Origin of the sequence: Hansschlegelia plantiphila (assembly GCF_027922265.1) — a bacterium.
In the GTDB taxonomy this organism is placed as follows: domain Bacteria; phylum Pseudomonadota; class Alphaproteobacteria; order Rhizobiales; family Methylopilaceae; genus Methylopila; species Methylopila plantiphila.
The window spans coordinates 256,088-278,524 of the sequence record NZ_BSFI01000004.1 but is presented as its reverse complement, the minus strand read 5'-3'; the positions used below and the strand labels follow the sequence as shown (position 1 = coordinate 278,524).

Sequence of the window (22,437 nt, the reverse complement as noted above, 5' to 3'; positions counted from 1 at the left end):
ACCTTTCTTCACCTCTCCCCGGCGGGGAGAGGTCGACGGGGCGCAAGCCCCGGCGGGTGAGGGTGATCAGCGCTTTCCGGATACCGCGATGCCCCCTCACCCGGCCCTGCGGGCCGACCTCTCCCCGCCGGGGAGAGGTAAAGACCAGCGCTCAACGCCATATCTGATCGCCCCCCTCCCACGGGAGAGGGGAGCAGGCGCGCCATGACCGGCCCGAGCGCCGCGACGCTCGAACGGCAGGCGCTCGCCTCCGACCCCCGGCGCTCGGCCTGGGTGTCGGCGAACGCGGGCTCCGGCAAGACCTATGTGCTGGTGCAGCGCGTGGTGCGGTTGCTGCTGGCGGGCGCCGACCCGTCGCGCATCCTCTGCCTGACCTACACCAAGGCCGCCGCCGCCAACATGCAGAACCGCGTGGTCGAGCGGCTGCGCGGCTGGGCGACGGCGCCCGATGACGCGCTCGCGGAAGAGATCGCCGGTCTCGACGGCCGAACGCCCGACGCCGCGCGCCTCGCGCAGGCGCGAAAACTGTTCGCGCGAGCGCTGGAGACGCCGGGCGGGCTGAAGATCTATACGATCCACGCCTTTTGCGGCCGGCTGCTGCACCAGTTCCCGTTCGAGGCGAACGTCGCCGCCGGCTTCTCCGAGCTCGACGACCGCGACCAGGCGGAGCTGAAGGCGGAGGCGCGCGCGAAGGTTTTGGGCGAAGCCGCCGACGATCCCGACGGCGCCGTCGGTCGGGCGCTCGGCTACCTCGCGCCGCGGTTCGCGGAGCTCACGATCTACGGCGCGCTCGACGGCGCGATCGCGAAGCGCGACGCGCTGAAGGCGCTGATCGCGGATGTCGGCGACGTCGAAGGCGCGGCGCGCGAGCTGCGCGGCCTGTTCGGCCTCGACCCCGCAGAGACAGAAGCCGCCCTTGAGGCCTCGATCCTCGACGGCGGAGTTCCGGCCTCCGAATGGCCGGCCTTCGCCGCCGAGCTGCGGGAAGGCTCGGTCTCCGATTGCAAGCTCGGGGACTGCTTCGCGGCGGCGGAGCGCGCGCGCTCGGGCGCCGACCGCCGCGCCAGCTATCTCCGCGTGTTCCTGACCGACAAGGGGACGCCGCGATCGCCGAAGACCTTCGTCACCGCCGCGACCCGCAAGGCGAAGCCCATCCTCGCTTTGGCCCTCGACGCCGAGATGGTCCGCATCTCCGCAATCGTCCCGAAGCTGCGCGCCGCCGCCATCGTCGAGCGCACGCAGGCGCTGATCACGCTCGCTCTCGCCGCGACGCAAGCCTACGAGCGCGCGAAATCCGCCCGGGGCCTGCTCGACTATGAGGACCTGATCTCCCGCGCCCGCGATCTGCTCTCGCGCACCGAGGCCGCATGGGTGCTGTTCAAGCTCGACGGCGGGCTCGACCACATCCTGGTCGACGAGGCGCAGGATACCTCGCCCGACCAGTGGGAGATCATCCGGCTGCTGACCGCCGATTTTCTCGCCGGCGAAGGCGCCCGCGCATCATCCGACCGCACCGTGTTCGCGGTCGGCGACGAGAAGCAGTCGATCTTCGGCTTCCAGGGCGCCGAGCCCGCAGCCTTCGGGCTCGCCCGCCGCCGCTATGACGCAGCCCACCGCGAGGCCGAAAAACTGTTCGAGGACGTGCGGCTGAAGGAGAGCTTCCGTTCCACCACCGCGGTGCTCGCCGGCGTCGACGCGGTGTTCGCGCGCGCGGAAGCGCATCAGGGGCTGTCGTCCGACGAGGACGCGGCGACCCTGCACACCACCGTCCGCCCCACCGCGCCGGGCTCCGTCGAGCTCTGGCCGATCGTGACCGCCGAAGCCGCGGCCTATGCGGAGGAGGCATGGGACGCGCCGTTCGACCGGGTGAACCCGCGCAGCGCCGTCGTGCGGCTCGCGGAGAAGATCGCCGTCGCGATCAGAGACGCTCGCCGGGACGGCGTGCCCTATGGCGAAGTCCTCATCCTCGTGCGCCAGCGCAAGGCGCTGTTCGAGGCGATCCTGCGCGCGCTGAAGGCGAAGGACGTTCCGGTCGCCGGCGCCGACCGGCTGATCGTCGGCGAGCACATCGCGGTGATGGACCTCGTCGCGCTGGCGCAGGCGATCGTCACGCCCGACGACGATCTTGCTCTCGCCTGCGCGCTGAAGAGCCCGCTGTTCGGCCTCGACGACGACGACCTGATGGAGATCGCGCCGGACCGCGAGGGCCGTCTCGCAGATGCGCTGCGCGACGGCCCCCCGCGCGCCGCCGCCGCGCATGACCGGCTGACGCGCTTTATCGCGGAGGCTCGGGCGCGAACGCCGTTCGGCTTCTTCGCCTATGTCCTGACGCGGGCGAAGGGCCGGCAGGCGTTCCGCGCGCGCCTCGGCCACGAGGTCGACGACCCGCTCGACGCCTTCCTCGACCTCGCGCAGGACTTTTCACGCATGCATCCGCCGACGCTGACCGGCTTCCTGCGCTGGATGGCCGCGGCGCCCGCCGAGATCAAGCGCGACCTCGACGTGTCGTCGGGCGAGGTCCGCGTGATGACGGTGCACGGCGCGAAGGGGCTGGAGGCGAAGCTCGTCATCCTCGCCGACACCTGCGGCGGGGCGACCGCCGGCCGCGGCTCTCCGCTGATCATGCTGCCGCGCCCGCACGCCGGCAGCGGGGCGCCCGCGATCCCCGTCTGGGCCGGCCGCAAGGACGACGATCCCGCCGTGCTGGCCAGCGCCCGCGAGACCGTGCTGGCCCGCGCGCAGGCCGAGCACCGGCGCCTGCTCTACGTCGCGATGACGCGCGCCGAGGACCAGTTGATCGTCTGCGGCCACGAGACCGCGCGGCCGCGGCCGGAAGGCGCCTGGTACGACCTCGTCCGCGATGGCCTGACGGCGAGACCGGACGTCGAGAGGGTCGAGCTTGCGGACGGGACGGCGCTGCTCCGCCTGCGATCCGGCGAGTTCGCGAAGCAGGGCGTGCTCGACCTCGCGGCCGGTCCGACGCCGGAGCCGCCCGCACCCGCATGGCTCGAGGCCGACGCGCCCGCCGAGGCCGCGCCCGGACCCCCGCTGTCGCCCTCCGCGCTTGTCGCCGATGACGACGATCCGCACATCTTCGTCGCTGGCCCGGCCGCGGAGACCGCGCGCCTGCGCGGAACGCTGCTGCACCGGCTGCTCAAGGCGCTTCCCGAGGTCGCGCCGGAGCGCCGGGCCGACGTCGCCGCCCGCATCCTGTCGGGCGCGGGCGGGTCGCTCGATCGGGAGGCCATCGCCGAGATCGCGGGCGCCGCCCTCGGCGTCATCGCGGACCCGGCGTTCTCCGAGGTGTTCGCCGCGAGCGGGCGCGGCGAGGTGCCGATCGTCGGCGCGCTGCGCGACGGGCGGCCCGTCTCCGGCCGCATCGACAGGCTGGCGGTGACGGCCGGCGAGATTCTCGTTGTGGACTACAAGACCGACCGCACGCCCCCTGCGGCGGGCGCGCCCGTCCCACCCGCCTATGCGGCCCAACTCGGCGCCTATGCGGAACTGGTCGGCGCGATATGGCCCGATCGCCGCGTTCGCGCCGCCATCCTCTGGACCGCCGCGCCGCGACTCGACGTGGTCATCGCCTGACGCGAAAAAGGGGCGGCCGAAGCCGCCCCCGATCACCGGTTCGAGCGATCTGCTCAGTCGTCGAATTTGCCGTCGTACTTGAACTCCGGCGCGGAGGTGAGCTGCTCCTTGGTGGCGTCGATCTTCGCGGTCCATTCGCCCTTCGAATCGTTGTGGGCGAGCTTCACCGCCGCCGGATCGACGATGATGTATTTCGAGCCCATGCCGAGGAAGCCGCCGACCGAGACCACGAGGCCGGTCAGCTTGCGCTCGCCGTTGAACACCATGTCCTTGATCTCGCCGACGTCCTCGTTCGCGCCGTTATAGACGTCGAGGCCGACGAGATTCGAGCCGAGATAGTCGGCCTGGCCTTTTTCGACCGTCTTGAACATCATGGACGGAGTTTCTGCGAACGCTGCGGTAGAAATAAGGCCAGCGGCGGCCGCTATAATCATAATCTTTTTCATTTTTTTCTTCCTCGTTTGGATTGTGAGCTAGGAACGCGGCCGAATCCGAAGAGTTCCTCAGCAGCAGCCGGAAACTGGAAATTCGCCGGGCGCCACGGGAAGCGGAGGACGCCGCGTCCTCCACCGGGAATGGCGGCCCCGCATCCGCGCTCGCTTGACGCTCAGAGGGGGCGTTCATACTTTCGACTGGACAAAAGAGCGGCCCGCTCCGCGAGCGCCGCTCCCTCATGAAAGGTTCATCGCAAATGGCCACCGCCAAGGTTTCCGACTCCACCTTCGAACAGGACGTGCTGAAGTCGGCCGAGCCTGTCGTCGTCGATTTCTGGGCGGAGTGGTGCGGCCCCTGCCGCGCGATCGCGCCGGCGCTCGAAGAGATTTCGAACGAGATGGCGGGCAAGGTGAAGATCCTGAAGCTGAACGTCGACGAGAACCCGGAGATCGCCACCCGCTTCGGCATCTCCGCGATCCCGATGCTCATGATGTTCAAGGGCGGCGAGCACGTCGCCACCCAGCGCGGCGCCGCTCCCAAGTCGAAGCTCGTCAGTTGGATCGAGACGTCCGTCTGAACGAGGGCGCTTTCGGCCCCCAGGCGGCGTTCCGCCCTTCAAAGCCCTTCGGCGTCGCCGGAGGGCTTTTCGTGTGTGTGGACGCCCTCCCCGCATGAGCCCGCGGCCGCCGTCCGGAGGCGCCGGCGCGCTGCTGCTCCACGTCGGGCCGCACAAGACCGCGACCACCTATCTGCAGTCGAACTTCTACGGGAACCGCGCGGCCCTGCTCGAGCGCGGCTGGCTCTATCCCAAGCTGGGCGAGCGCGTGCGCATCGGCCACCACGACATCGCGGACCGCCCATCGGACCTCCTGAGGAAATCCGGTCCCGCCCATGACGACCTCCGCCGTCTCGCCGAGGAGGCGGGCCGGGGCACAAACATCCTGCTGTCGTCGGAGGGCTTCCGACGGTGGCGGCCGGTGCACCACGACGCGCTGAAGGAGATCTTCGCGCCCCGCGAGCTCAGGCTCTGCTACGTGATCCGCGACCCGATGAGCGTGCTGCACGCGCTGTGGGCGCAGACCGTGTCGCTCGGAGGGACGGAGACGCTGCCGAGCTGGATCGAGACCCACCGGCTTCGGGGGCGCCGCTCGCGCATCCTCAATCCGATGATCGAGATCGGCTCGATCGTCCGGCGTCCGGAAACGCCCTGCACTTTCCTGCTCTATGACGAGATCGCCCGGCGCGGCCTCGATATCTTCAGGGTCTTCGCCGAAGAGGCGCTCGGCGCTCCGGCCATCGCCCCTCGCCCCTCCGCCCCCGCCAATAAACGTCCGCCCGCGGAGATGACCGAGTTCATCCGCCTGCTCTCGATGCGCAGCCCGCATATCGGCGAGGACGGCGGGCTCCACGCCGGCGAGGCGGTGCGATACCTGCTGTCCGAGCCCGAAAGGCGGACCATCGTCGAGACGATCCGGCGGGACGGCGCCGCCGCGCGGCGCACGATCGAGATCTCGCGCCAGACGCCCGGCTATCTCGCGCTGGAACGCGACCTGATCGAGACGCTCGGTCCGGCGATGCGGCCACAGCCGGAGCGTGGAAAGATCTTCCTGTCGGAGCCGGAAACCTGGACCTGGTACGACGATACGCTGCCTGGCGTTCCCTCGGTCGCGGCGTTGCTCACGAAGGCCGAGCGCAAGACCCGCCCGGGCGGCGTCGGCATGACGATCGCGAACGAGACGAAGCGGCTGCTGCGCCTCGGACGCAAGGTTCGCAAGAGACTGCTGCCTGTGGCGTGAGACGCGGCCCCGGGCGGTTTACGCCGGGGGCGTGCCGTTGGCGTCGAGCGCCTCGCCTGCAAGGTAGAGCGAGCCGGTGATCAGGACGCGCGGCGGCACCGGCCCTGCGGCTTTCGCGGCCTTGGCGAGCGCCTCGGCGATCGAAGCGCATTCCTCGGCTGCGAGCCCCGCGCGCTCGGCGGCGTGGACGACCTCGTCCGGCGAGCGGCCGGCGACGGAGGAGTTGATCGGCACGCCGTAGACCCGTCCGGCGAGCCCCGCGAAGGCCTCGAGAAACCCGTCGGAATCCTTGGTGTTGAGCATGCCGACGACCATCACGATCGGCTTCGGCGAACGCTCGTCGAGCTCGGCGAGGGTCGAGGCGATGGCGCGGCCGCCATCCGGGTTGTGTCCGCCGTCGAGCCAGAGTTCGGAGCCCTCCGGCAGCAGGGCAGGTAGCGCGCCGCTCGCGAGGCGCTGCATCCGCCCCGGCCAGTTGACGCTCCCAAGCCCGGTCTCGACCGCCTGCGCGCCGACGCCGAGATGCGGCAGACCGCGCAGCGTCGCGATCGCGGCGCCGGCGTTCTCGATCTGGTGACGGCCGACGAGACGGGGCAGCGGCAGGTCCATCAGGCCGTCGCCGTCCTCAAACACGAAACGGCCGTGCTCCTCGCGCGCCTGCCAGTCCTGGCCGGAGATCGAAAGCGGCGCGCCGAGCCGCGCGGCCTCGCGCTCGATCGACCGCAGCGCCTCCTCCTCCTGCCGCGCGATGACGCCGGGCACGAGGCTTTTCAGGATGCCGGCCTTCTCGTGCGCGATCGCGCCGAGCGAGTCGCCGAGGAACTTCTGGTGGTCGAGGCTGACCGGCGTGATCACGCTCGCAAGCGGCTTCGCGATCACGTTGGTCGCGTCATAGCGGCCGCCGAGGCCGACCTCGAGCAGCAGCACGTCGGCCGGATTGCGCGCGAACAGCAGCAGCGCCGCGGCCGTGGTGATCTCGAACAGGGTGATCGCACGGCCGTCGTTGACGCGGTCGACCTCCTCGAAGGTCGCGGTGAGCTTCGCCTCGTCGACGAACGATCCCCCGCCCGGCGCGCCGAGCCTGATGCGCTCGTGGAACCGCACGAGGTGAGGCGAGGTGTAGACGTGGACGCTCTTGCCGGCGGCCTCGAGCATCGCCCGCAGGAAAGCGGTCGTGGAGCCCTTGCCGTTGGTGCCGGCCACCTGAATCGCCGGCGGCAGCGAGGCCTGCGGCGAGCCAAGATCGGCCAGCAGCCGCTCGACGCGGCCGAGCGACAGGTCGATCTCCTTGGGGTGCAGATCGAGAAAGCGCGTCAGATAGGCGTCGCTCGGCCCCACCGACGACATCCAGGCTGGAACCTCGTTCACGCGTGGGCGGCCGCGACCTGCGCCTCTTCGGAGACCGGCTCCGGCAAAGCGGGGATCTCCGGCTTCGGCGTCCCGGTCAGCAGGCGGCAGAGCCGGGCGAGCGCGCCACGCAGGTCCTCGCGATGGACCACCATGTCGATCATGCCGTGGTCCTTGAGGTATTCCGAGCGCTGGAAGCCGGCAGGGAGCTTCTCGCGGATCGTCTGTTCGATGACGCGCGGGCCGGCGAAGCCGATCAGCGCGCCGGGCTCGGCGATCTGAACGTCGCCGAGCATGGCGTAGGACGCCGTGACGCCGCCGGTGGTCGGGTTGGTCAGCACGACGATATAGGGCTTCCTCGCTTCGCGCAGCATCTGCACGCCGACCGTGGTGCGCGGCATCTGCATCAGCGAGAGGATGCCTTCCTGCATGCGCGCGCCGCCGGAGGCCGCGAACAGGATGAGCGGGGTGTCGCGCGCGACCGCGGTCTCGAAACCGCGCACGATGGCTTCGCCCGCCGCCATGCCGAGCGAGCCGCCCATGAAGTCGAAGTCCTGCACGACGACGGTGACGGCCGTCCCCTCGATGGTCCCGACCGCGACCTTCACGGCGTCCGCCATGCTGGTCTTGGCGCGGGCGTCCTTGAGGCGGTCGGCGTATTTCTTCTCGTCGCGGAACTTCAGCGGGTCGGTCGCGACCTCAGGAAGCGCGATCTCCTCGAAGCCCGGATCGAGCGTCGCGGCGAGCCGCTGCCTGGCGCCCATCCGCAGGTGATAGCCGGAGCCCGGGATCACCCAGTTGTTCGCCTCGACGTCCTTGTGGAACACGAGCTGGCCGGTCTCCGGACACTTGATCCAGAGGTTCTCGGGGGTGCTGTCCTTGCTGCGCGTCAGCAGGCTGTTGATCTTCGGCCGGACGACGTTGACGAGCCAGTTCATGGACGCTCCTTCAGATCGCCGGTCACGCCGCCGCCCGGCCGCGGCGGACGCCTGCGGCGAGCGCCGACACCAGAGCGGTGACGGCCGAGACTGTCTTATTGGTGGCGCGGCCGTCCGCGTCGAGGCTTTTCGCGACGGCGTCGACGATGGCGGAGCCTACCACGACGCCGTCTGCATAGGCCGCGATCGCGGCGGCGTGTTCCGGCGTCTTGACGCCGAAGCCGACCGCGACCGGCAGGTCGGTGTGGCGCTTGAGCCGGTCGACCGCGCCGCCGACGACGTTGAAATCAGGCGTCGCGGCGCCCGTCGTGCCCGCGACCGAGACGTAATAGACGAAGCCCGCGGTGTTTTTGAGCACCGCCGGCAGCCGCTTGTCGTCGGTGGTGGGCGTCGCGAGCCGGATGAAGGCGAGCCCTGACTGAAGGGCGGGGAGGCAGAGCTCCTCGTCCTCCTCGGGCGGCAGGTCGACGACGATCATGCCGTCGGCACCGGCCTCCTTCGCCTCGTAGAGGAAGCGCTCGACGCCGTGGACGTAGATCGGGTTGTAGTAGCCCATCAGGACGATCGGCGTGTCCTGGTCGCGCTCGCGGAAGGCGCGGACCAGGTCGAGCGTCTTCACCAGCGTCTCGCCGGCGGCGAGCGCCCTGAGGCCCGCCGCCTGGATCGCCGGGCCGTCGGCCATCGGGTCGGTGAACGGCATCCCGAGCTCGATCACGTCCGCGCCGGCGCCCGGAAGCGCGCGCACGATCTCGAGCGAGGTCTCGTGGTCGGGGTCGCCTGCGGTGACGAAGGTCACCAGCGCCGCGCGGTTTTCACGCGCCGCCAGGGCGAAACGGGCGTCGATGCGGTGCTTCACAGGCTCGTCCCCAGACGCTCGGCGATCTGCGGCACGTCCTTGTCGCCGCGGCCGGAGAGGTTGACCACCATCAGATGGTCCTTCGGCAGGCCCGGCGCCAGCTCGACGACCTTGGCGATCGCGTGCGCGCTCTCGAGCGCAGGGATGATGCCCTCGAGCTTCGAGAGCAGCTGGAACGCGGAGACCGCCTCGTCGTCGGTGGCGGACAGATATTTCACACGGCCGATGTCGTTCAGCCAGGCGTGCTCCGGTCCGATGCCGGGATAATCGAGGCCGGCGGAGATCGAGTGGCCCTCCTCGATCTGGCCGTCCTTGTCCATCAGCAGGTAGGTGCGGTTGCCGTGCAGCACGCCCGGCGCCCCGCCGGCGATCGAGGCGGCGTTGAGACCGGAAAGGCCGAAGCCCGCCGCCTCCACGCCGTAGATCGCGACGTCGGACTCGTCGAGGAAGGGGTGGAACAGGCCGATCGCGTTCGAGCCGCCGCCGACGCAGGCGATCAGGCTGTCGGGGAGGCGCCCCTCCATCTCCTGCATCTGCGCGCGGGTCTCGATACCGATGATCGACTGGAAGTCGCGCACCATGGCGGGATAGGGGTGGGGACCGGCGACCGTGCCGATGCAGTAGAAGGTGTCGGCGACGTTGGTGACCCAGTCACGCAGCGCCTCGTTCATCGCGTCCTTCAGCGTCTTCGCGCCGGACTGCACGGGAACGACGGTCGCGCCCAGCATCTTCATGCGGAACACATTGGGCGCCTGGCGGGCGACGTCGACCGCGCCCATGAACACCACGCATTCGAGCCCGAAGCGCGCGCAGAGCGTCGCGGTCGCGACGCCATGCTGGCCGGCGCCGGTCTCGGCGATCACCCGCTTCTTGCCCATGCGGCGCGCGAGCAGGATCTGCCCGAGCACGTTGTTCACCTTGTGGGAGCCGGTGTGGTTCAGCTCCTCGCGCTTGAGATAGACCTTGGCGCCGCCGAGGTGCTCGGTGAGGCGCTCGGCGAAATAGAGCGGGCTCGGCCGGCCGATATAATGCGTGCGGTAGGACTCCATCTCGGCGTGGAACGCCGGATCCTTCTTCGCCGTCTCGTACTCGGCCTCGAGCTCCAGGATCAGCGGCATCAGCGTCTCGGCCACGAAGCGGCCGCCGAAGATGCCGAAGCGGCCGCGCTCGTCGGGCCCGGTCCGGAACGAATTCGGTTGCGGCTGCGCGGTCACGAGGCTGGTCCTTCCCTGGGAGGGACGCCGGCCGATCGGGCTTCGCGGACGAAACGGACGATCAGGTCGGGATCCTTGACGCCGGGCGCGCGCTCGACGCCTGAAGATACGTCGACTGCGGGCGCATGGGTCACGCGGACGGCCTCGCCCACGTTCTCCGGCGTCAATCCACCGGAAAGCACGAAGCGGCGCTTGGGGTCAAGGTTCGCGAGCAGCCTCCAGTCGAAGGCGACGCCGTTGCCGCCCGGCAGTTCGGCGCCGGCGGGGGGCTTGGCGTCGAACAGCACGCGGTCGGCGACGGCCCAGTAGGGCTCGGCCGCGACGAGATCGTCGGCTTCGCCGACCGGGACGGCCTTCCACACCTCGCGGCCGAACAGGCGCCTGAGCGCCGCGACGCGCTCCGGAGTCTCGCTGCCGTGCAATTGAAGGACGTCCGGCATGGCGGCCGCGACGAGTTCCGCCAGCAGGTCGTCGGACGCGTCGACCGTCAGCAGGCCGACCCGCGCGCGTCCGCGCGCGATCGACGCGAGCGCCGCCGCCTGTTCCGGCGCGACGTGCCGCGGACTTTTGGGAAACGACACCAGCCCGACGAGATCCGCGCCGGCCGCGATCGCCGCCTCCAGCGTCGCAGGCTCCGAAAGCCCGCAGATCTTGACCTCTAACGCCATCGAACCGCCTCGCATAACCGGGGGTCGCTTCGCACAGCCGGGAAGCCTCGTCCACGGCGATAAATACATTAATTTTTTGTTGTTTTATTTATTATGCCAAATTAATACGTATTTCATTGCGCGCCCCTTCGCCGCCGACTAAGTCTGTCGTCCTGAACAGCCCCGCGCAGGTCCGCGCGGACCCCGGAGCCCTCGCGATGCGTCCCTTCTTCTTCGGCCCGACTTTGCTGGCGCTCGGCGTCGCCTTCGCCTCTCCCGCCCATGCGGCCGAGCCGAACACGATCCTCAACGTCTCCTATGACGTCGGGCGCGAGCTGTTTGCAGCGATCGACAAGCAGTTCTCCGAGGATCGCAAGGCGAAGACCGGCGAGGAGGTCACCGTCAACCAGAGCCACGCCGGCACGTCCAAGCAGGCGCGGGCGATCCTCGAGGGGCTCGAGGCCGACGTCGTCACCTTCAACCAGGAGCTCGACGTCCAGATCCTCGCCGACAAGGGCCAGCTGGTCGCGCAGGACTGGAAGTCCAAGTTCCCGAACAACGCCTCGCCGTTCTATTCGCTGCCGGCCTTCGTGGTGCGCGCGGGCAACCCCAAGGGCGTCAAGAACTGGGACGACCTCGTTCGCGACGACGTGAAGGTGGTGTTCCCCAACCCCAAGACCTCCGGCAACGCCCGCTACACCTATCTCGCGGCCTACGCCTTCGCTTTGAAGACCAACAATGGCGACGAGGCCAAGGCTGACGCCTTCGTGAAGAAGTTGCTGGCGAATGTCCCCGTCTTCGACACCGGCGGCCGCGGTTCGACCACCACCTTCGTCGAGCGCGGCATCGGCGACGTGCTCGTGACCTTCGAGGCCGAGACCGCCGCGGTGAAGAAGGAGTACGGCGCCGACAAGGTCGACGTCGTGGTGCCGCCGGTCAGCCTGCTCGCCGAGTTCCCCGTCGCCGTCGTCGACAAGGTCGTCGACCGCCGCGGCAGCCGCGCGCTCGCGACCGACTACCTGAACTATCTCTACAGCCCGAAGGGCCAGGAGATCATCGCCTCCTTCAACAACCGCGTCGCCGACGAGGCGATCATGGAGGCGAACAAGGACCGTTTCCCGGCCGTCGAGCTGCTGACGGTCGACAAGGTGTTCGGCGGCTGGAAGAAGGCCAACGAGGTCCACTTCGCCTCCGGCGGCAAGCTCGACCAGGTGTTCGTGGGGCGCTGAGGGCGCGACGCGCAGCCAGGCGCGTTTGGGCTTATTCCGAGCAGACCCGCCGCGATCGTCCTCCGGCCTGACCGCGGGATCCATGCGCGGGCGTCGAGCGCCACGCACGAACGTGGGTGGTCCGGTCGAACCGGACCACGACGAGGCTTGTTCTGGTCCGATCGGCCATATCGACCAGCCGCCTTGATCGCAGCGCCAATGTCGGGCATCGAGCGCATCTCATGCTCCGTTCCCCCCTCCCCGGTTTCCGCCTCGCGATCGGCTGCACGCTGGTCTATCTTGCGGTGATCGTGCTGCTGCCGCTGGCGGCGCTCGTGCTTCAGGCCTCGGGGCTCGGCTGGGAGCGGTTCTTCACGGTGATCTCCGGCGACCGGGCGCTCGCCGCCTTTCGCGTCACGGCGCTCGCCGCGCTCGGCGCGACGGCGGTGAACGGGATCGTCGGCCTCGCCCTCGCCTGGGCGCTGGTGCGCTACGAGTTTCCCGGAAAACGCCTGCTCGACGCAGCCGTCGACGTGCCCTTCGCGCTGCCGACGGCGGTGGCCGGGGTCGCGCTGACGGCGCTGTTCGCCAGGAACGGCTGGTACGGCTCGGCGCTGGAGCCGCTCGGGATCACGGTCGCCTACGCCCCGCTCGGCATCGTGGTGGCGATGGCCTTCACCAGCCTGCCCTTCGTGGTGCGCTCGGTGCAGCCGGTTCTGCAGGACCTGACGGACGATCTGGAGGAGGCGGCCGAGACGCTCGGCGCAGGCCCCGCGCGCGTGTTCCGCAGCGTCGTCTTTCCCGCGATCTTCCCGGCCTATCTCGCGGGCTTGAGCCTCGCCTTCGCGCGCTCGCTCGGCGAGTTCGGCGCGGTGATCTTCATCGCCGGCAACCAGCCGTTCCACACAGAGATCGCGGCGTTGCTCGTGTTCATCCGGCTGGAGGAATACGACTACCAGGCGGCGGCGGCGATCGCGACCGCGATGCTCGCCGCCGCCTTCGCCATGCTGCTGATCACCAACGCCATCCAGCTCTGGCATCTGCGCTATCTGAGGACCGACCGGTGACCTCTCGCCAGCGCCCGCGCGTCGGGGATGCGCCGGTCACGCGCGCGCTCATCCTCGGCTTCGCGATCGCCGCCTCTGCGTTGCTGATCGGCGGGCCGCTCGCGGTGATCTTCGCGGAGGCGTTCAAACCGGGCGTCGCGGCCTATCTCGCGAACCTCGGTCAGCCCGACACGCTGCACGCGATCGGGCTGACCGTCGCGACCGCGCTGCTCGCCGTACCGATCAACACCGCCTTCGGGATCGCCGCCGCATGGTCGATCGCCAAGTTCGAATTTCCCGGCAAGAGCCTGCTGACCGCGCTGATCGAGCTGCCGTTCTCGGTCTCGCCGATCGTCGCGGGCGTCGCATACCTGTTCGTCTACGGCGCGCAAGGCTGGTTCGGGCCCTGGCTTCAGGAGCACGGGATCAAGGTGATGTTCGCCTATCCCGCGATCGTGCTGGCGAGCCTGTTCGTCACCGCGCCCTTCGTCGCCCGCGAGATCCTGCCGCTGATGCAGGCGCAAGGCTCACAGGAGGAGGAGGCCGCGCTGACGCTGGGGGCCTCGGGCTTCCGCACGCTGTGGAGCGTGACGCTGCCGAACGTGCGCTGGGCGCTGCTGTACGGCGTGATGCTGACCAACGCCCGGGTGATGGGCGAGTTCGGCGCGGTCTCGGTCGTCTCGGGCAACATCCGCGGGGTGACCAACACGCTGCCGCTGCAGATCGAACTGCTCTACCAGGACTACAATTCGGCCGGCGCCTTCGCCGCGGCGACCGTTCTCGCCGGCATCGCGCTGCTGACCATCGCCGCGAAGATCGTGGTCGAGAAGATGGACCCCGACGCGGCGCGCGGCTGACCCGTCATGCCCGCGCCTTCGCGCGGGTATCCACGACTTTGCCATGGCGTCACGCCCAAGTCGTGGATGCCCGGCTATGGACCCGAGGAACAGTCCTAAGCCGGCAGCCGCTTGGCGATCGTGACGATGCGCTCGCCTTCGATCTCGGCCTCGATCGTGACCCCCATGTTCGCCGCGCGGGCGATCAGGCCGGTGTAGTAGGGCTGGATCACATGGGCGTCGATGCGGTCGTCGGGCGCCTTGCCCGCGAGCAGGTCGAGCACGTTGGTCGGCACGCGGGCGCTCGGGCCGTTGCTGACGAGGCGGAACTCGGTGTTCTCGCCCTCGCCGATCGCGGTCACAGCGATCACGCCTCCGCGCGGGATCGTGGCGGTCGCGACCAGCACCAGGTTGAGCAGCAGCTTGACCATGTTCTTCGGCAGCAGCTGGCGCGGCGCCTCCCAGGTCAGCTTGGTCTTCTGGTCCTCGACGAAGCCGCGCGCGACCTGCTCGGCGTCGCCGAGGTCGAGCATGGCGGCGGCCGAGCCCGCGGCGCCGAAGGCGATGCGACAGAACTGAAGCCGGGCCGAGGCCTGCGCCGCGCTTTTCTTGATGAGGTCGAAGGCGAAGCCGCGCATGCCCTCGTCCTTCTCGTCCTCGAGGATCTCGAGGCCGTTGACGATGGCGCCGACCGGCGAGATCACGTCGTGGCAGACGCGGCTCGCGATCAGAGCCGCGAGGTCGAGGGCCTCGAGCGTGATGATCGTCGAGGCCGGGGTCTCGTCAGAGGTTGACATCGCGGCTCCTGCCAAGGCTTTGAGGGCGGCGTTTCCGATAAGTCCCGCGCGGCGCTGCGGCCTGTCTTATGCTGAGTCGGGCGAGAACCGAGCGCGAAGCCTGATACACGCTGCCGCATGCCGCCTCAAGGCGCGCTGGGCCGCCCTGCCTATGGAGCCTCCTCATGCCGAACCGGGACGTCGACGCGCGGCTGTTGCTTGCGCTCGCCGAACTTTGCGTGGAGGCCGGCCGCGCGATCCTCGACATCTATGACCGGGAGGAGATCGCGGTCCGGGCGAAAGACGACCGCAGCCCGGTGACCGACGCCGACGAGCGCGCCGAAGCGATCCTGCTCGAAGGCCTCGCGGGCCTGTTTCCGGGCGTCCCCGTCATCGCGGAGGAGGCGACCTCGCGCGACGGCGCGCCGCTCACGGCCGCCGACACGTTCCTGCTGGTCGACCCGCTCGACGGCACGCGGGAGTTCCTCGCCCGAAACGGCGAGTTCACCGTCAATGTCGGGCTGATCTCCGCCGCCCGGCCGATCGCCGGCTGCGTGCACGCGCCAGCGCTCGGCGAGACATGGCTCGGCGCGGAGGCTCAGGGCGCCCTCGTCGCCCGCGCCGCCGTGCGCGACGCTCCGGCGGCGGACGGCTATCGCGCGATCTCCGTCCGACCTGCGCCGGCCGACGGCCTCTGCGCGGTCGCGAGCCGCAGCCATTCGGACGCGGAGACGGAAGCCTTCCTGACCGGCCTCGGCGTGGCTCATCGCCGTTCGGCCGGCTCGTCGCTCAAGTTCTGCCTGGTGGCGGAAGGCGAGGCCGACGTCTATCCGAGGTTCGGCCCGACGATGGAGTGGGACACGGCGGCGGGCCACGCCGTGCTCGCAGCCGCCGGCGGTTCTGTGACGAGGCCCGACGGCTCGCCTTTCGTCTACGGCAAGGCGGACGCGGGCTTCAGGAACGGCGGGTTCGTCGCGTGGGGCAGCGGGGCTAGCAGAGGCCGCTAAGCAGAAACACCGCCGTGGTGGTCCGGCTCGACCGGGCCACCCATCTCGGATGTAGAGCGCTACGCTCGAACGTGTGTCCTCGGTCGAGCCGGAGGACGACGAGCGTTATCCTGACAGGATGAGCGCGAGCTTCACCCAGCCCCCGGCTCGAACGTCGCCTGACCGCCGTGTCCGGCCGAACAGCCGGGACCCAGAGCCACGACCGAGGTTCAAGGTCCGACGAGGGGCCAGCAGCGGCGCGACAACGCGTCCCGTGCTTTCGCAGAAAGCCGGGCGTCGTTCACCATTGGGTAAAGCCTGTCGCTCAAATTGTATCGAATCGGCGCGAATCAGCTGCCCGACCGCTGTTTCGCGCGCCCCTTCACGACGCAAGGACCGCCGCGATGATCTTCAGAACGCTCGGCGCCAGCCTCACGCTCGGCCTCGCCCTCACCGCCGCGACCGCCGCCTCCGCGCAATACGCCGCACAGCCGCAGCAGGCCGCCTATTCCGAGGAAAGCCCGCGCCAGACCTATTCGGCGCAGGAGATCGTCGACAAGGGCCACTCCTTCTTCGGCTCGACCACCCGCGGCCTCGCCACGATCGTGGAAAAGGCGACCAGCCAGTGGGGCGAGCCAGACGCCTATATCCTCGGCGAGGAGGGCTCAGGCGCCTTCATCGGCGGCCTGCGCTATGGCGAGGGCAAGCTGTTCACCCGCTCCGGCGACAAGGAGCGCCGCGTGTTCTGGCAGGGCCCGTCCGTCGGCTTCGACTTCGGCGGCGACGGGGCGCGGACGATGATCCTTGTCTACAATCTGCATTCGCCGATGTCGCTGTTCACCCGCTTCGCGGGGATCAACGGCTCGGCCTATCTCGTCGGCGGCCTCGGCATGACGGCGCTCAAGGACTACGACACCGTGCTGGTGCCGATCCGCACCGGCGTCGGCGCCCGGCTGGGCGTCAATGTCGGCTATCTCAAATTCACGCCGAACTCGACCTGGAACCCGTTCTGATGGCCTGACGCGCTCCGGGCTCGCTTGGCTCGCGCCGACCCCTGTGCCATCGTGGAACGGGGCATAAGTTAGGGCTTCGAGGCCTGCCGGCGGCTTTCCCAGCCGCGGCGACGCAGCGCGGCCGAAGCAGGACTGAATGGTCGAGCCCATCCTCTACGCCAGCTTCGGCTTTCTGGTCGCGACGCTGCTCTGGCTGCTGTTCCTGCCGGCGTTCTGGCGCCGCGCCGTCCGCCTGACCCGCCGGCGGCTGATCGACCGGCTGCCGGTCTCCGCCGCTGACATCATCGCCAGCCAGGACCGCCTGAGGGCCGAGCACGCGATGGCGATGCGCGCCGTCGAGCGCCGCGCCGAGCAGGCGGCCGCCGCGATTGCGCAGGAACGGGTCGAAGCCGGCCGCGCCCGCGCGACCGAACTCGGCCATCTCGCGGAGGTCGGCGAACTGAAGGCCAGGATCGTGGCTTTGGAGGCCGAGGCCGCGCGCCTGACGGCGGCGCTTGAGCGGGCCGGCGCAGAGAGCCGCGCCGCGGCGGCGGCGCTCGACCTCGCCCGCTCGGCGCATGGCTCCGCCACGACCGATCGCGACGCCGCGCTCCAGGCTAGCGACGCAGCGCGCCGCGCGACCGAGCAGGCGCGCATCGAGGCGACCGCCCGCGAGGCCGAGATCATCACGCTGCGCGCTCAGATCGCGACCATCAAGGAGCGGGTCGCACGCCCCGCGGCGACCGGGGAGGCCGCGCCCGCCGACGCCGCCGTCCAGACTGAATCGCTTTCCGATCTTCGCCGCAGGCTGGACGAGGTGGCGGAGGCCGTCTCGCGGGTCGAGGCCGCCCCCGGCGAGGACGCCGCGTCGCGCCCCCGGACGGGAGCCGACCGGGTGCGTCTGGTGTCGTCCCAGCCCGAACGCGCAGGCGCCTAGAGCGCTTCTCAGCCCTTGCGGTAGAACGGCTGGACGTCGCGTTCGAAATAGCCGTCGAGCGGGGAGCCGGGGACCGACACGAAGTCGATCACGTCGGTCGGCTTGGCGGCCTCCTCCAGCACGTCGCCGATGCGGTCGAACACCGCGTCGATGTCGCCGTCGGCCGAAAGCCCGATGACCAGACGCTTCACGCCCTCCTCGTCGGCGAACAGCGCCTGCGCGATATGCGCGGCCCGAACCTCCGGGATGGTCGCGAACATCGCCGCGAGCGGCGCGGTCAGGTGCGTCGGCATCGGCGAGGGCTTGCCGACCAGCGTCGGCACGTCGCCGCCCTCGTCTCCGGGCTCCTCGTCGAAGCCTTCCGCAGCGCGCTCAAAATGGCCGTCCAGCATTGCGGCCACGTCGCCCGAGGTGAACTCGCGGCCATAGTCGGAGCCCGGGTTCAGCACGAAATTGGCGTCGTCGAGCTGCTCGAGGATCTGCCGGAACGTCTGGCGGACGATCATCAGCTTCTCGTCGCCGAACATCGCCTTCACCCGGCCGTCGGACGTGAACACCGGCACGAAGGCGAGGTCGTCCTGCGTCACCTCGGGGACGACGTAACCGTCCTTGGCGTCGCCGGAATCGACCAGCGCGAGCGAAAGCTCGGCGTCCAGAAACGCCTTCAGGAAAGCGACGCGGTGCGCCGGCTCTTCCGCCGCGCGCACCAGCGCCTGCTCGAGGTCGTTTTCCGGGTTGAACATAGGCCTCGGCTCCGAGCGTTCGACAGGTGACGCGGCCCGGTCAGGCCGCTTTGGCGAGGCCGGCGCGGAGCTCCGCATAGGCCCAGTCGAGCCAGGGGGTTAGCGCCTCGATGTCCGAGGTCTCGACGGTCGCGCCGCACCAGATCCGCAAGCCCGGAGGCGCGTCGCGATAGGCGCCGAAGTCGTATCCGACGCCCTTCGTCTCCAGAAGATCGACGAGGTCCTTGGCGAACGCCGCCTGGACGGACGCCGGCAGCGCCGTGATGGCGGGATCGACGATCTTGAGGCAGACGCCGGTGTTGGTGCGCGTCTCAGGAACCTCCGCAAGGAAGTCCAGCCACGGCGTGCGCTCGACATAAGCCGTCAGCGCCGCCGCATTGCGGTTCGCGCGCGCGATCAGGCCCTTCAGCCCGCCGGCGGAGCGGCCCCACTTCAGCGTGTCGAGATAGTCCTCGACGCAGAGCATCGAGACCGTGTTGATCACGTCGCCCTCGAACAGGCCCTCGTCGAGCTTGCCGTCCTTCGTCATGCGGAACAGCTTGGGCAGCGGCCATGACGGCGTGTGGCTCTCGAGCCGCTCGACCGCGCGGGGGCCGAGGATCAGCACGCCGTGCGCCGCCTCGCCGCCCATGATCTTCTGCCAGGAGAAGGTCACGACATCGAGCTTGGCGTAGTCGAGCTCCATCGCGAAGGCGGCCGAGGTCGCGTCGCAGATCGTGAGCCCTCCCCGATCGGCCGGAATCCAGTCGGCGTCGGGCACGCGGACGCCCGCGGTGGTGCCGTTCCAGGTGAAGACGACGTCGTTCTCGAAGTCGACGGCCGAGAGATCCGGCAGGTGGCCGAACTCGGCGACGGTCGCCCTGGTGTTCGGCAGCCTGAGCTGCGCCACCGCGTCCGTCACCCAGATCGCGCCGAAGCTCTCCCAGGCCAGGACCTCGACGCCGCGCGGGCCCAGCAGCGACCACATCGCCATCTCGACGGCGCCGGTGTCTGAGCCCGGCACGATCGCGATGCGATGCGTGGCGGGGACTTCGAGCACTTCGCGCGTGAGGTCGATCGCCTCGCGGAGCTTCGCCTTGCCGAGCGGCGAGCGATGCGAACGGCCGAGCGCCGCGCCGGACAGCGCGTCGAACGACCAGCCCGGCCGCTTGGTGCAGGGGCCGGAGGAAAAGTTCGGGTTCGCGGGGCGGACCGCGGGAGGGTTCGTCATCATGTCGTTCCACCGAGAGGGCCGGTCGTCGCGCGCAGGCGGCCGACGAGGGCAGCCGTGAGCGATAGACGGGGGCCGCGCGCGCCGTCAAGCGAGCCGAAACGCCATGCCGCCATGCGTTCAAACGAAAAGACGGCGCCCGGGGCGCCGTCTTCGAGGTTCTGGGGCCGAAGAGCGGCCGGGATCAGTCGATCAGGTAGCGGACGCCGACCCGGAACTCGTGGGCCTGGAGGTCGTCGAACTTGATCGACTTGCTGCCGTTGAAGCCGCCGTTGGTCTTCTTGGTCTTGCCGTCGCCGAGGTTCAGGTAGCGGTAGCCGGCGTCGATGATGACGTTGTCGGAGACCTGATAGCCGACGCCCGCCATGAGCGCCCAGGAGAAGCTCCAGTCGTTGCCGCCCCTGTTCTTGCCCGTGGTGCCGTTCGGGTTGGCGTACTTGTAGTCGTCGATCATGATGTACGACGCGCCGGCGCCGGCGCCGATGTAAGGCGTAAAGCCGTGCCACGTGCCGAGGTCGGCATAGACGTTGAGCAGCGGCGTGATCGCCGAGACCTTGGCCTTCTCGGAGCTGTACGGGTTCGCCAGCGTGCTGCAGGCCGTGGTCGGGCAGATCAGCTTGCCGTGGAAGTCCGACTTGAACTCGTAATCGACGGTCGCGTCGATGCGGGCCCATTCGTTGATCTTGTAGCCGACGCCGCCGCCGATCACGCCGGTGTCGTCGAGCTCTTCATGCCTATAGCCCGTGCCGCCGTAGCTGACCTTGGGGTTGCGATAGATCTTGTAGCCGACGTCGCCGCGCAGATACCACGCCGACCCGAACTCCACGGGAGCGACCGGCTCGAGCAGCGGAGGCTCGGGAAGGTCTGCGGCGTGGCCCGCGACCGGCGCGAGCGCGAAAGCGAGCGCGCCGGCAAGCGCGTAGGTCGAAAGCTTGGCCATTTCCGCCGCTGTCCTTTGATCTGCACGCCGAACATGCGGCGCAAGTTAATCTCACGACAGGCAATCTTGCAGGCATTCGTTAATGGCGACTTAACCTTACCTTTTAACCTTACCCTTCACTAAATCGTCGGTAGTAATGAGGAGTTTAGGCAACAGGCGCGCGTTGGCGGACGGCCGATCCGAATGTGCGAGACGTTGATAGATCAGCCTTTCCCGCCGGCCCTGCCGCCCAAAGTGGCGCGGACCCCGACGCGGACCGGGAGCGACCGGCGGCTAGAAGATCTTTCCGTTGGGGTCGCGTTCAGAGGGCAACCGCGCCGCCGCGGCCCGTCCCGGACGTATTTGTTAAGATCTGTTAGCCGGTCGCTCGTTCGACGCGAACTGCCGACGACGATCGGAAGTCTTGGCCTGTGAGACCTCAGGCGGCGGCGCGGGTGATCACGTCGACGACGTCGTCGACAACGTTCGCCACGAGATCGCGGTCGTCGCCTTCCGCCATGACGCGGATCACCGGCTCCGTTCCCGAGGGGCGGATCACGAGCCGGCCCTGCAGTCCGAGCCGGTCCGTCGCATGCGAGATCGCGGCGCGCACCTTGGCGTCATCGAGCGGGCGGCCGGATTTATACCGCACGTTCTTCAGGATCTGCGGCAGCGGCTCAAAACGGTGACAGATCTCAGACACCGGCTTTCCCGCCTGCTGCACGACCGCAAGCAGCTGGAGCGCGGCCACGAGGCCGTCCCCCGTGGTGGCGTAGTCCGACAGCACGATGTGGCCGGACGGCTCGCCGCCGAGATTGTAGCCTTGCGCGCGCATCCGCTCGACGACGTAGCGATCGCCGACCGGGGTGCGCTCGAGCGTCAGCCCGATCGAGGTGAGATAGCGCTCGAAGCCGAGATTGGACATCACCGTCGAGACCAGCCCGGGTGCGCTCAGGCGGCCCTGCTCCGACCAGGACTGAGCGACGACCGCCATCAGCTGGTCGCCGTCGACGATCTGTCCCTTCTCGTCGACGATGATGACGCGGTCGGCGTCGCCGTCGAGCGCGATGCCGATGTCGGCGCGCGTCTCGCGGACCTTGTCGACCAGCGCGGCCGGCGCGGTCGAGCCGACGTCCTTGTTGATGTTGACGCCGTTCGGCTCGACGCCGATCGCGACGACGTCGGCGCCGAGCTCCCACAGCGCCTCGGGCGCGACCTTGTAGGCGGCGCCGTTGGCGCAATCGATCACGATGCGCAGACCTTCGAGCGACAGGTTGCGCTGGATCGTGCGCTTGGCGAACTCGATGTAGCGGGCCTGCGCGTCGTCGATGCGCTTGGCGCGGCCGAGGGCCGCGGAATCGGCGAGCTGCGGCCCGAGGTCGGAATCAAGCAGAGCCTCGATCTCGAGTTCCACCTCGTCGGAGAGCTTGTAGCCGTCGGGCGCGAACAGCTTGATGCCGTTGTCGTCATACGGATTGTGCGAGGCGGAGATCATCACGCCGAGATCGGCGCGCATCGAGCGTGTGAGCAGCGCGACCGCCGGCGTCGGCATCGGACCGACGAGCAGCACGTTGACGCCGACCGAGGTGAAGCCCGCCTGCAACGCGCTCTCGATCATGTAGCCGGAGAGCCGGGTGTCCTTGCCGATCACGACGCGATGGCGATGGTCGCCACGGCGGAAGGCGATGCCAGCCGCCATGCCGACCTTCATCGCGAAGTCGGGCGTGATCGGGAACTTGTTGGCGCGGCCGCGAATGCCGTCCGTGCCGAAATATTTGCGCGTCATGCGGCGGCCCCTGCCAAGCGCGAGCGAACGCCCGCGCGCGAGTCTTGCCTCGTCGCCGTCACCATAGACGATCGGAGTTCAAAAAGAGTGAGCGACGGTTTTGGACCGCGCCACGCTGGGACGGCGGCCGAGGGTCAGGCGTCGGAGACGAGTTTGGTCCCGCGGCAGAGGTCG

At 69.4% G+C, this 22,437-nt stretch carries 20 protein-coding genes; 9 read left to right on the top strand and 11 right to left on the bottom strand.

Going from position 1 to position 22,437, the window contains the following annotated elements; translation table 11 throughout:
- Positions 1–204: 204 nt before the first annotated feature.
- On the top strand, positions 205–3,591 hold the full coding sequence (gene addA, locus PKE75_RS04695; RefSeq protein WP_271167537.1) for a double-strand break repair helicase AddA: 3,387 nt from the start codon (positions 205–207) through the stop codon (positions 3,589–3,591).
- Positions 3,592–3,644: 53 nt separating this feature from the next.
- Here the strand turns inward: addA and PKE75_RS04690 are convergent, their stop codons facing one another.
- The gene (locus PKE75_RS04690; protein WP_271167536.1) at positions 3,645–3,965 is read right to left on the bottom strand and encodes a PRC-barrel domain-containing protein; all 321 of its coding nucleotides are present in this window, start codon (positions 3,963–3,965) and stop codon (positions 3,645–3,647) included.
- 317 nt (positions 3,966–4,282) lie between these two features.
- On the opposite strand from PKE75_RS04690, the gene trxA reads away from it, so the two are divergent.
- Both trxA and PKE75_RS04680 read left to right on the top strand, forming a co-directional pair.
- On the top strand, positions 4,283–4,603 hold the full coding sequence (gene trxA, locus PKE75_RS04685; protein ID WP_271167535.1) for a thioredoxin: 321 nt from the start codon (positions 4,283–4,285) through the stop codon (positions 4,601–4,603).
- Between the two features lie 94 nt (positions 4,604–4,697).
- A complete protein-coding gene (locus tag PKE75_RS04680; RefSeq protein ID WP_271167534.1) occupies positions 4,698–5,822 on the top strand; it encodes a hypothetical protein in 1,125 nt (374 codons plus the stop codon).
- An 18-nt stretch (positions 5,823–5,840) separates the two neighbouring features.
- On the opposite strand, the gene PKE75_RS04675 is transcribed toward PKE75_RS04680, so the two are convergent.
- The 5 genes from PKE75_RS04675 to PKE75_RS04655 are packed head-to-tail and all read right to left on the bottom strand — an operon-like array spanning position 5,841 to position 10,845.
- Positions 5,841–7,160, bottom strand: a complete 1,320-nt coding sequence (locus tag PKE75_RS04675) for a bifunctional folylpolyglutamate synthase/dihydrofolate synthase (protein WP_271167654.1) — start codon at positions 7,158–7,160, stop codon at positions 5,841–5,843.
- Between the two features lie 26 nt (positions 7,161–7,186).
- Complete coding sequence (gene accD / locus PKE75_RS04670) at positions 7,187–8,107, bottom strand: acetyl-CoA carboxylase, carboxyltransferase subunit beta (protein WP_271167533.1); 921 nt, start codon at positions 8,105–8,107, stop codon at positions 7,187–7,189.
- 22 nt (positions 8,108–8,129) lie between these two features.
- The gene (gene trpA, locus PKE75_RS04665) at positions 8,130–8,963 is read right to left on the bottom strand and encodes a tryptophan synthase subunit alpha (protein WP_271167532.1); all 834 of its coding nucleotides are present in this window, start codon (positions 8,961–8,963) and stop codon (positions 8,130–8,132) included.
- Positions 8,960–10,177, bottom strand: a complete 1,218-nt coding sequence (gene trpB / locus PKE75_RS04660) for a tryptophan synthase subunit beta (protein ID WP_271167531.1) — start codon at positions 10,175–10,177, stop codon at positions 8,960–8,962. The genes trpA and trpB overlap by 4 nt, the downstream gene beginning before the upstream one ends.
- A complete protein-coding gene (locus tag PKE75_RS04655) occupies positions 10,174–10,845 on the bottom strand; it encodes a phosphoribosylanthranilate isomerase (protein ID WP_271167530.1) in 672 nt (223 codons plus the stop codon). The genes trpB and PKE75_RS04655 overlap by 4 nt, the downstream gene beginning before the upstream one ends.
- Before the next feature lie 197 nt (positions 10,846–11,042).
- On the opposite strand from PKE75_RS04655, the gene cysP reads away from it, so the two are divergent.
- The 3 genes from cysP (at position 11,043) to cysW (ending at position 13,935) form a co-directional block, all read left to right on the top strand.
- Positions 11,043–12,053, top strand: coding sequence for a thiosulfate ABC transporter substrate-binding protein CysP (gene cysP / locus PKE75_RS04650; RefSeq protein ID WP_271167529.1), 1,011 nt, complete (start codon positions 11,043–11,045; stop codon positions 12,051–12,053).
- A gap of 221 nt (positions 12,054–12,274) precedes the next feature.
- Positions 12,275–13,099, top strand: a complete 825-nt coding sequence (gene cysT, locus PKE75_RS04645) for a sulfate ABC transporter permease subunit CysT (RefSeq protein ID WP_271167528.1) — start codon at positions 12,275–12,277, stop codon at positions 13,097–13,099.
- Positions 13,096–13,935, top strand: coding sequence for a sulfate ABC transporter permease subunit CysW (gene cysW, locus PKE75_RS04640; protein ID WP_271167527.1), 840 nt, complete (start codon positions 13,096–13,098; stop codon positions 13,933–13,935). Before cysT ends, cysW begins: the two co-directional genes overlap by 4 nt.
- Positions 13,936–14,030: 95 nt before the next feature.
- On the opposite strand, the gene chpT is transcribed toward cysW, so the two are convergent.
- Positions 14,031–14,711 (bottom strand): histidine phosphotransferase ChpT, encoded by a 681-nt coding sequence (chpT, locus tag PKE75_RS04635; protein WP_271167526.1) that lies wholly within the window; start codon positions 14,709–14,711, stop codon positions 14,031–14,033.
- Positions 14,712–14,875: 164 nt separating this feature from the next.
- Between chpT and cysQ the strand changes: the two genes are divergently transcribed.
- From cysQ to PKE75_RS04620, 3 genes are all read left to right on the top strand, one after another.
- Positions 14,876–15,697, top strand: a complete 822-nt coding sequence (gene cysQ / locus PKE75_RS04630) for a 3'(2'),5'-bisphosphate nucleotidase CysQ (RefSeq protein WP_271167525.1) — start codon at positions 14,876–14,878, stop codon at positions 15,695–15,697.
- 383 nt (positions 15,698–16,080) lie between these two features.
- The gene (locus tag PKE75_RS04625; protein ID WP_271167524.1) at positions 16,081–16,689 is read left to right on the top strand and encodes a DUF1134 domain-containing protein; all 609 of its coding nucleotides are present in this window, start codon (positions 16,081–16,083) and stop codon (positions 16,687–16,689) included.
- Positions 16,690–16,825: 136 nt separating this feature from the next.
- On the top strand, positions 16,826–17,605 hold the full coding sequence (locus tag PKE75_RS04620) for a hypothetical protein (RefSeq protein WP_271167523.1): 780 nt from the start codon (positions 16,826–16,828) through the stop codon (positions 17,603–17,605).
- Between the two features lie 8 nt (positions 17,606–17,613).
- On the opposite strand, the gene PKE75_RS04615 is transcribed toward PKE75_RS04620, so the two are convergent.
- The 4 genes from PKE75_RS04615 to glmM all read right to left on the bottom strand — a co-directional run bounded on the left by PKE75_RS04615 (position 17,614) and on the right by glmM (position 22,263).
- Positions 17,614–18,348, bottom strand: a complete 735-nt coding sequence (locus PKE75_RS04615) for an enhanced serine sensitivity protein SseB C-terminal domain-containing protein (RefSeq protein ID WP_271167522.1) — start codon at positions 18,346–18,348, stop codon at positions 17,614–17,616.
- 40 nt (positions 18,349–18,388) lie between these two features.
- Positions 18,389–19,561: a phosphoserine transaminase gene (locus tag PKE75_RS04610; RefSeq protein ID WP_271167521.1), complete on the bottom strand. Its 1,173-nt coding sequence runs from the start codon at positions 19,559–19,561 to the stop codon at positions 18,389–18,391.
- 181 nt (positions 19,562–19,742) lie between these two features.
- Positions 19,743–20,498, bottom strand: coding sequence for an outer membrane protein (locus PKE75_RS04605; RefSeq protein ID WP_271167520.1), 756 nt, complete (start codon positions 20,496–20,498; stop codon positions 19,743–19,745).
- A 418-nt stretch (positions 20,499–20,916) separates the two neighbouring features.
- Positions 20,917–22,263 carry a phosphoglucosamine mutase gene (gene glmM, locus PKE75_RS04600; RefSeq protein ID WP_271167519.1) on the bottom strand — a complete coding sequence of 449 codons (1,347 nt, stop codon included), beginning with the start codon at positions 22,261–22,263 and terminating at the stop codon, positions 20,917–20,919.
- Positions 22,264–22,437 lie beyond the last annotated feature (174 nt).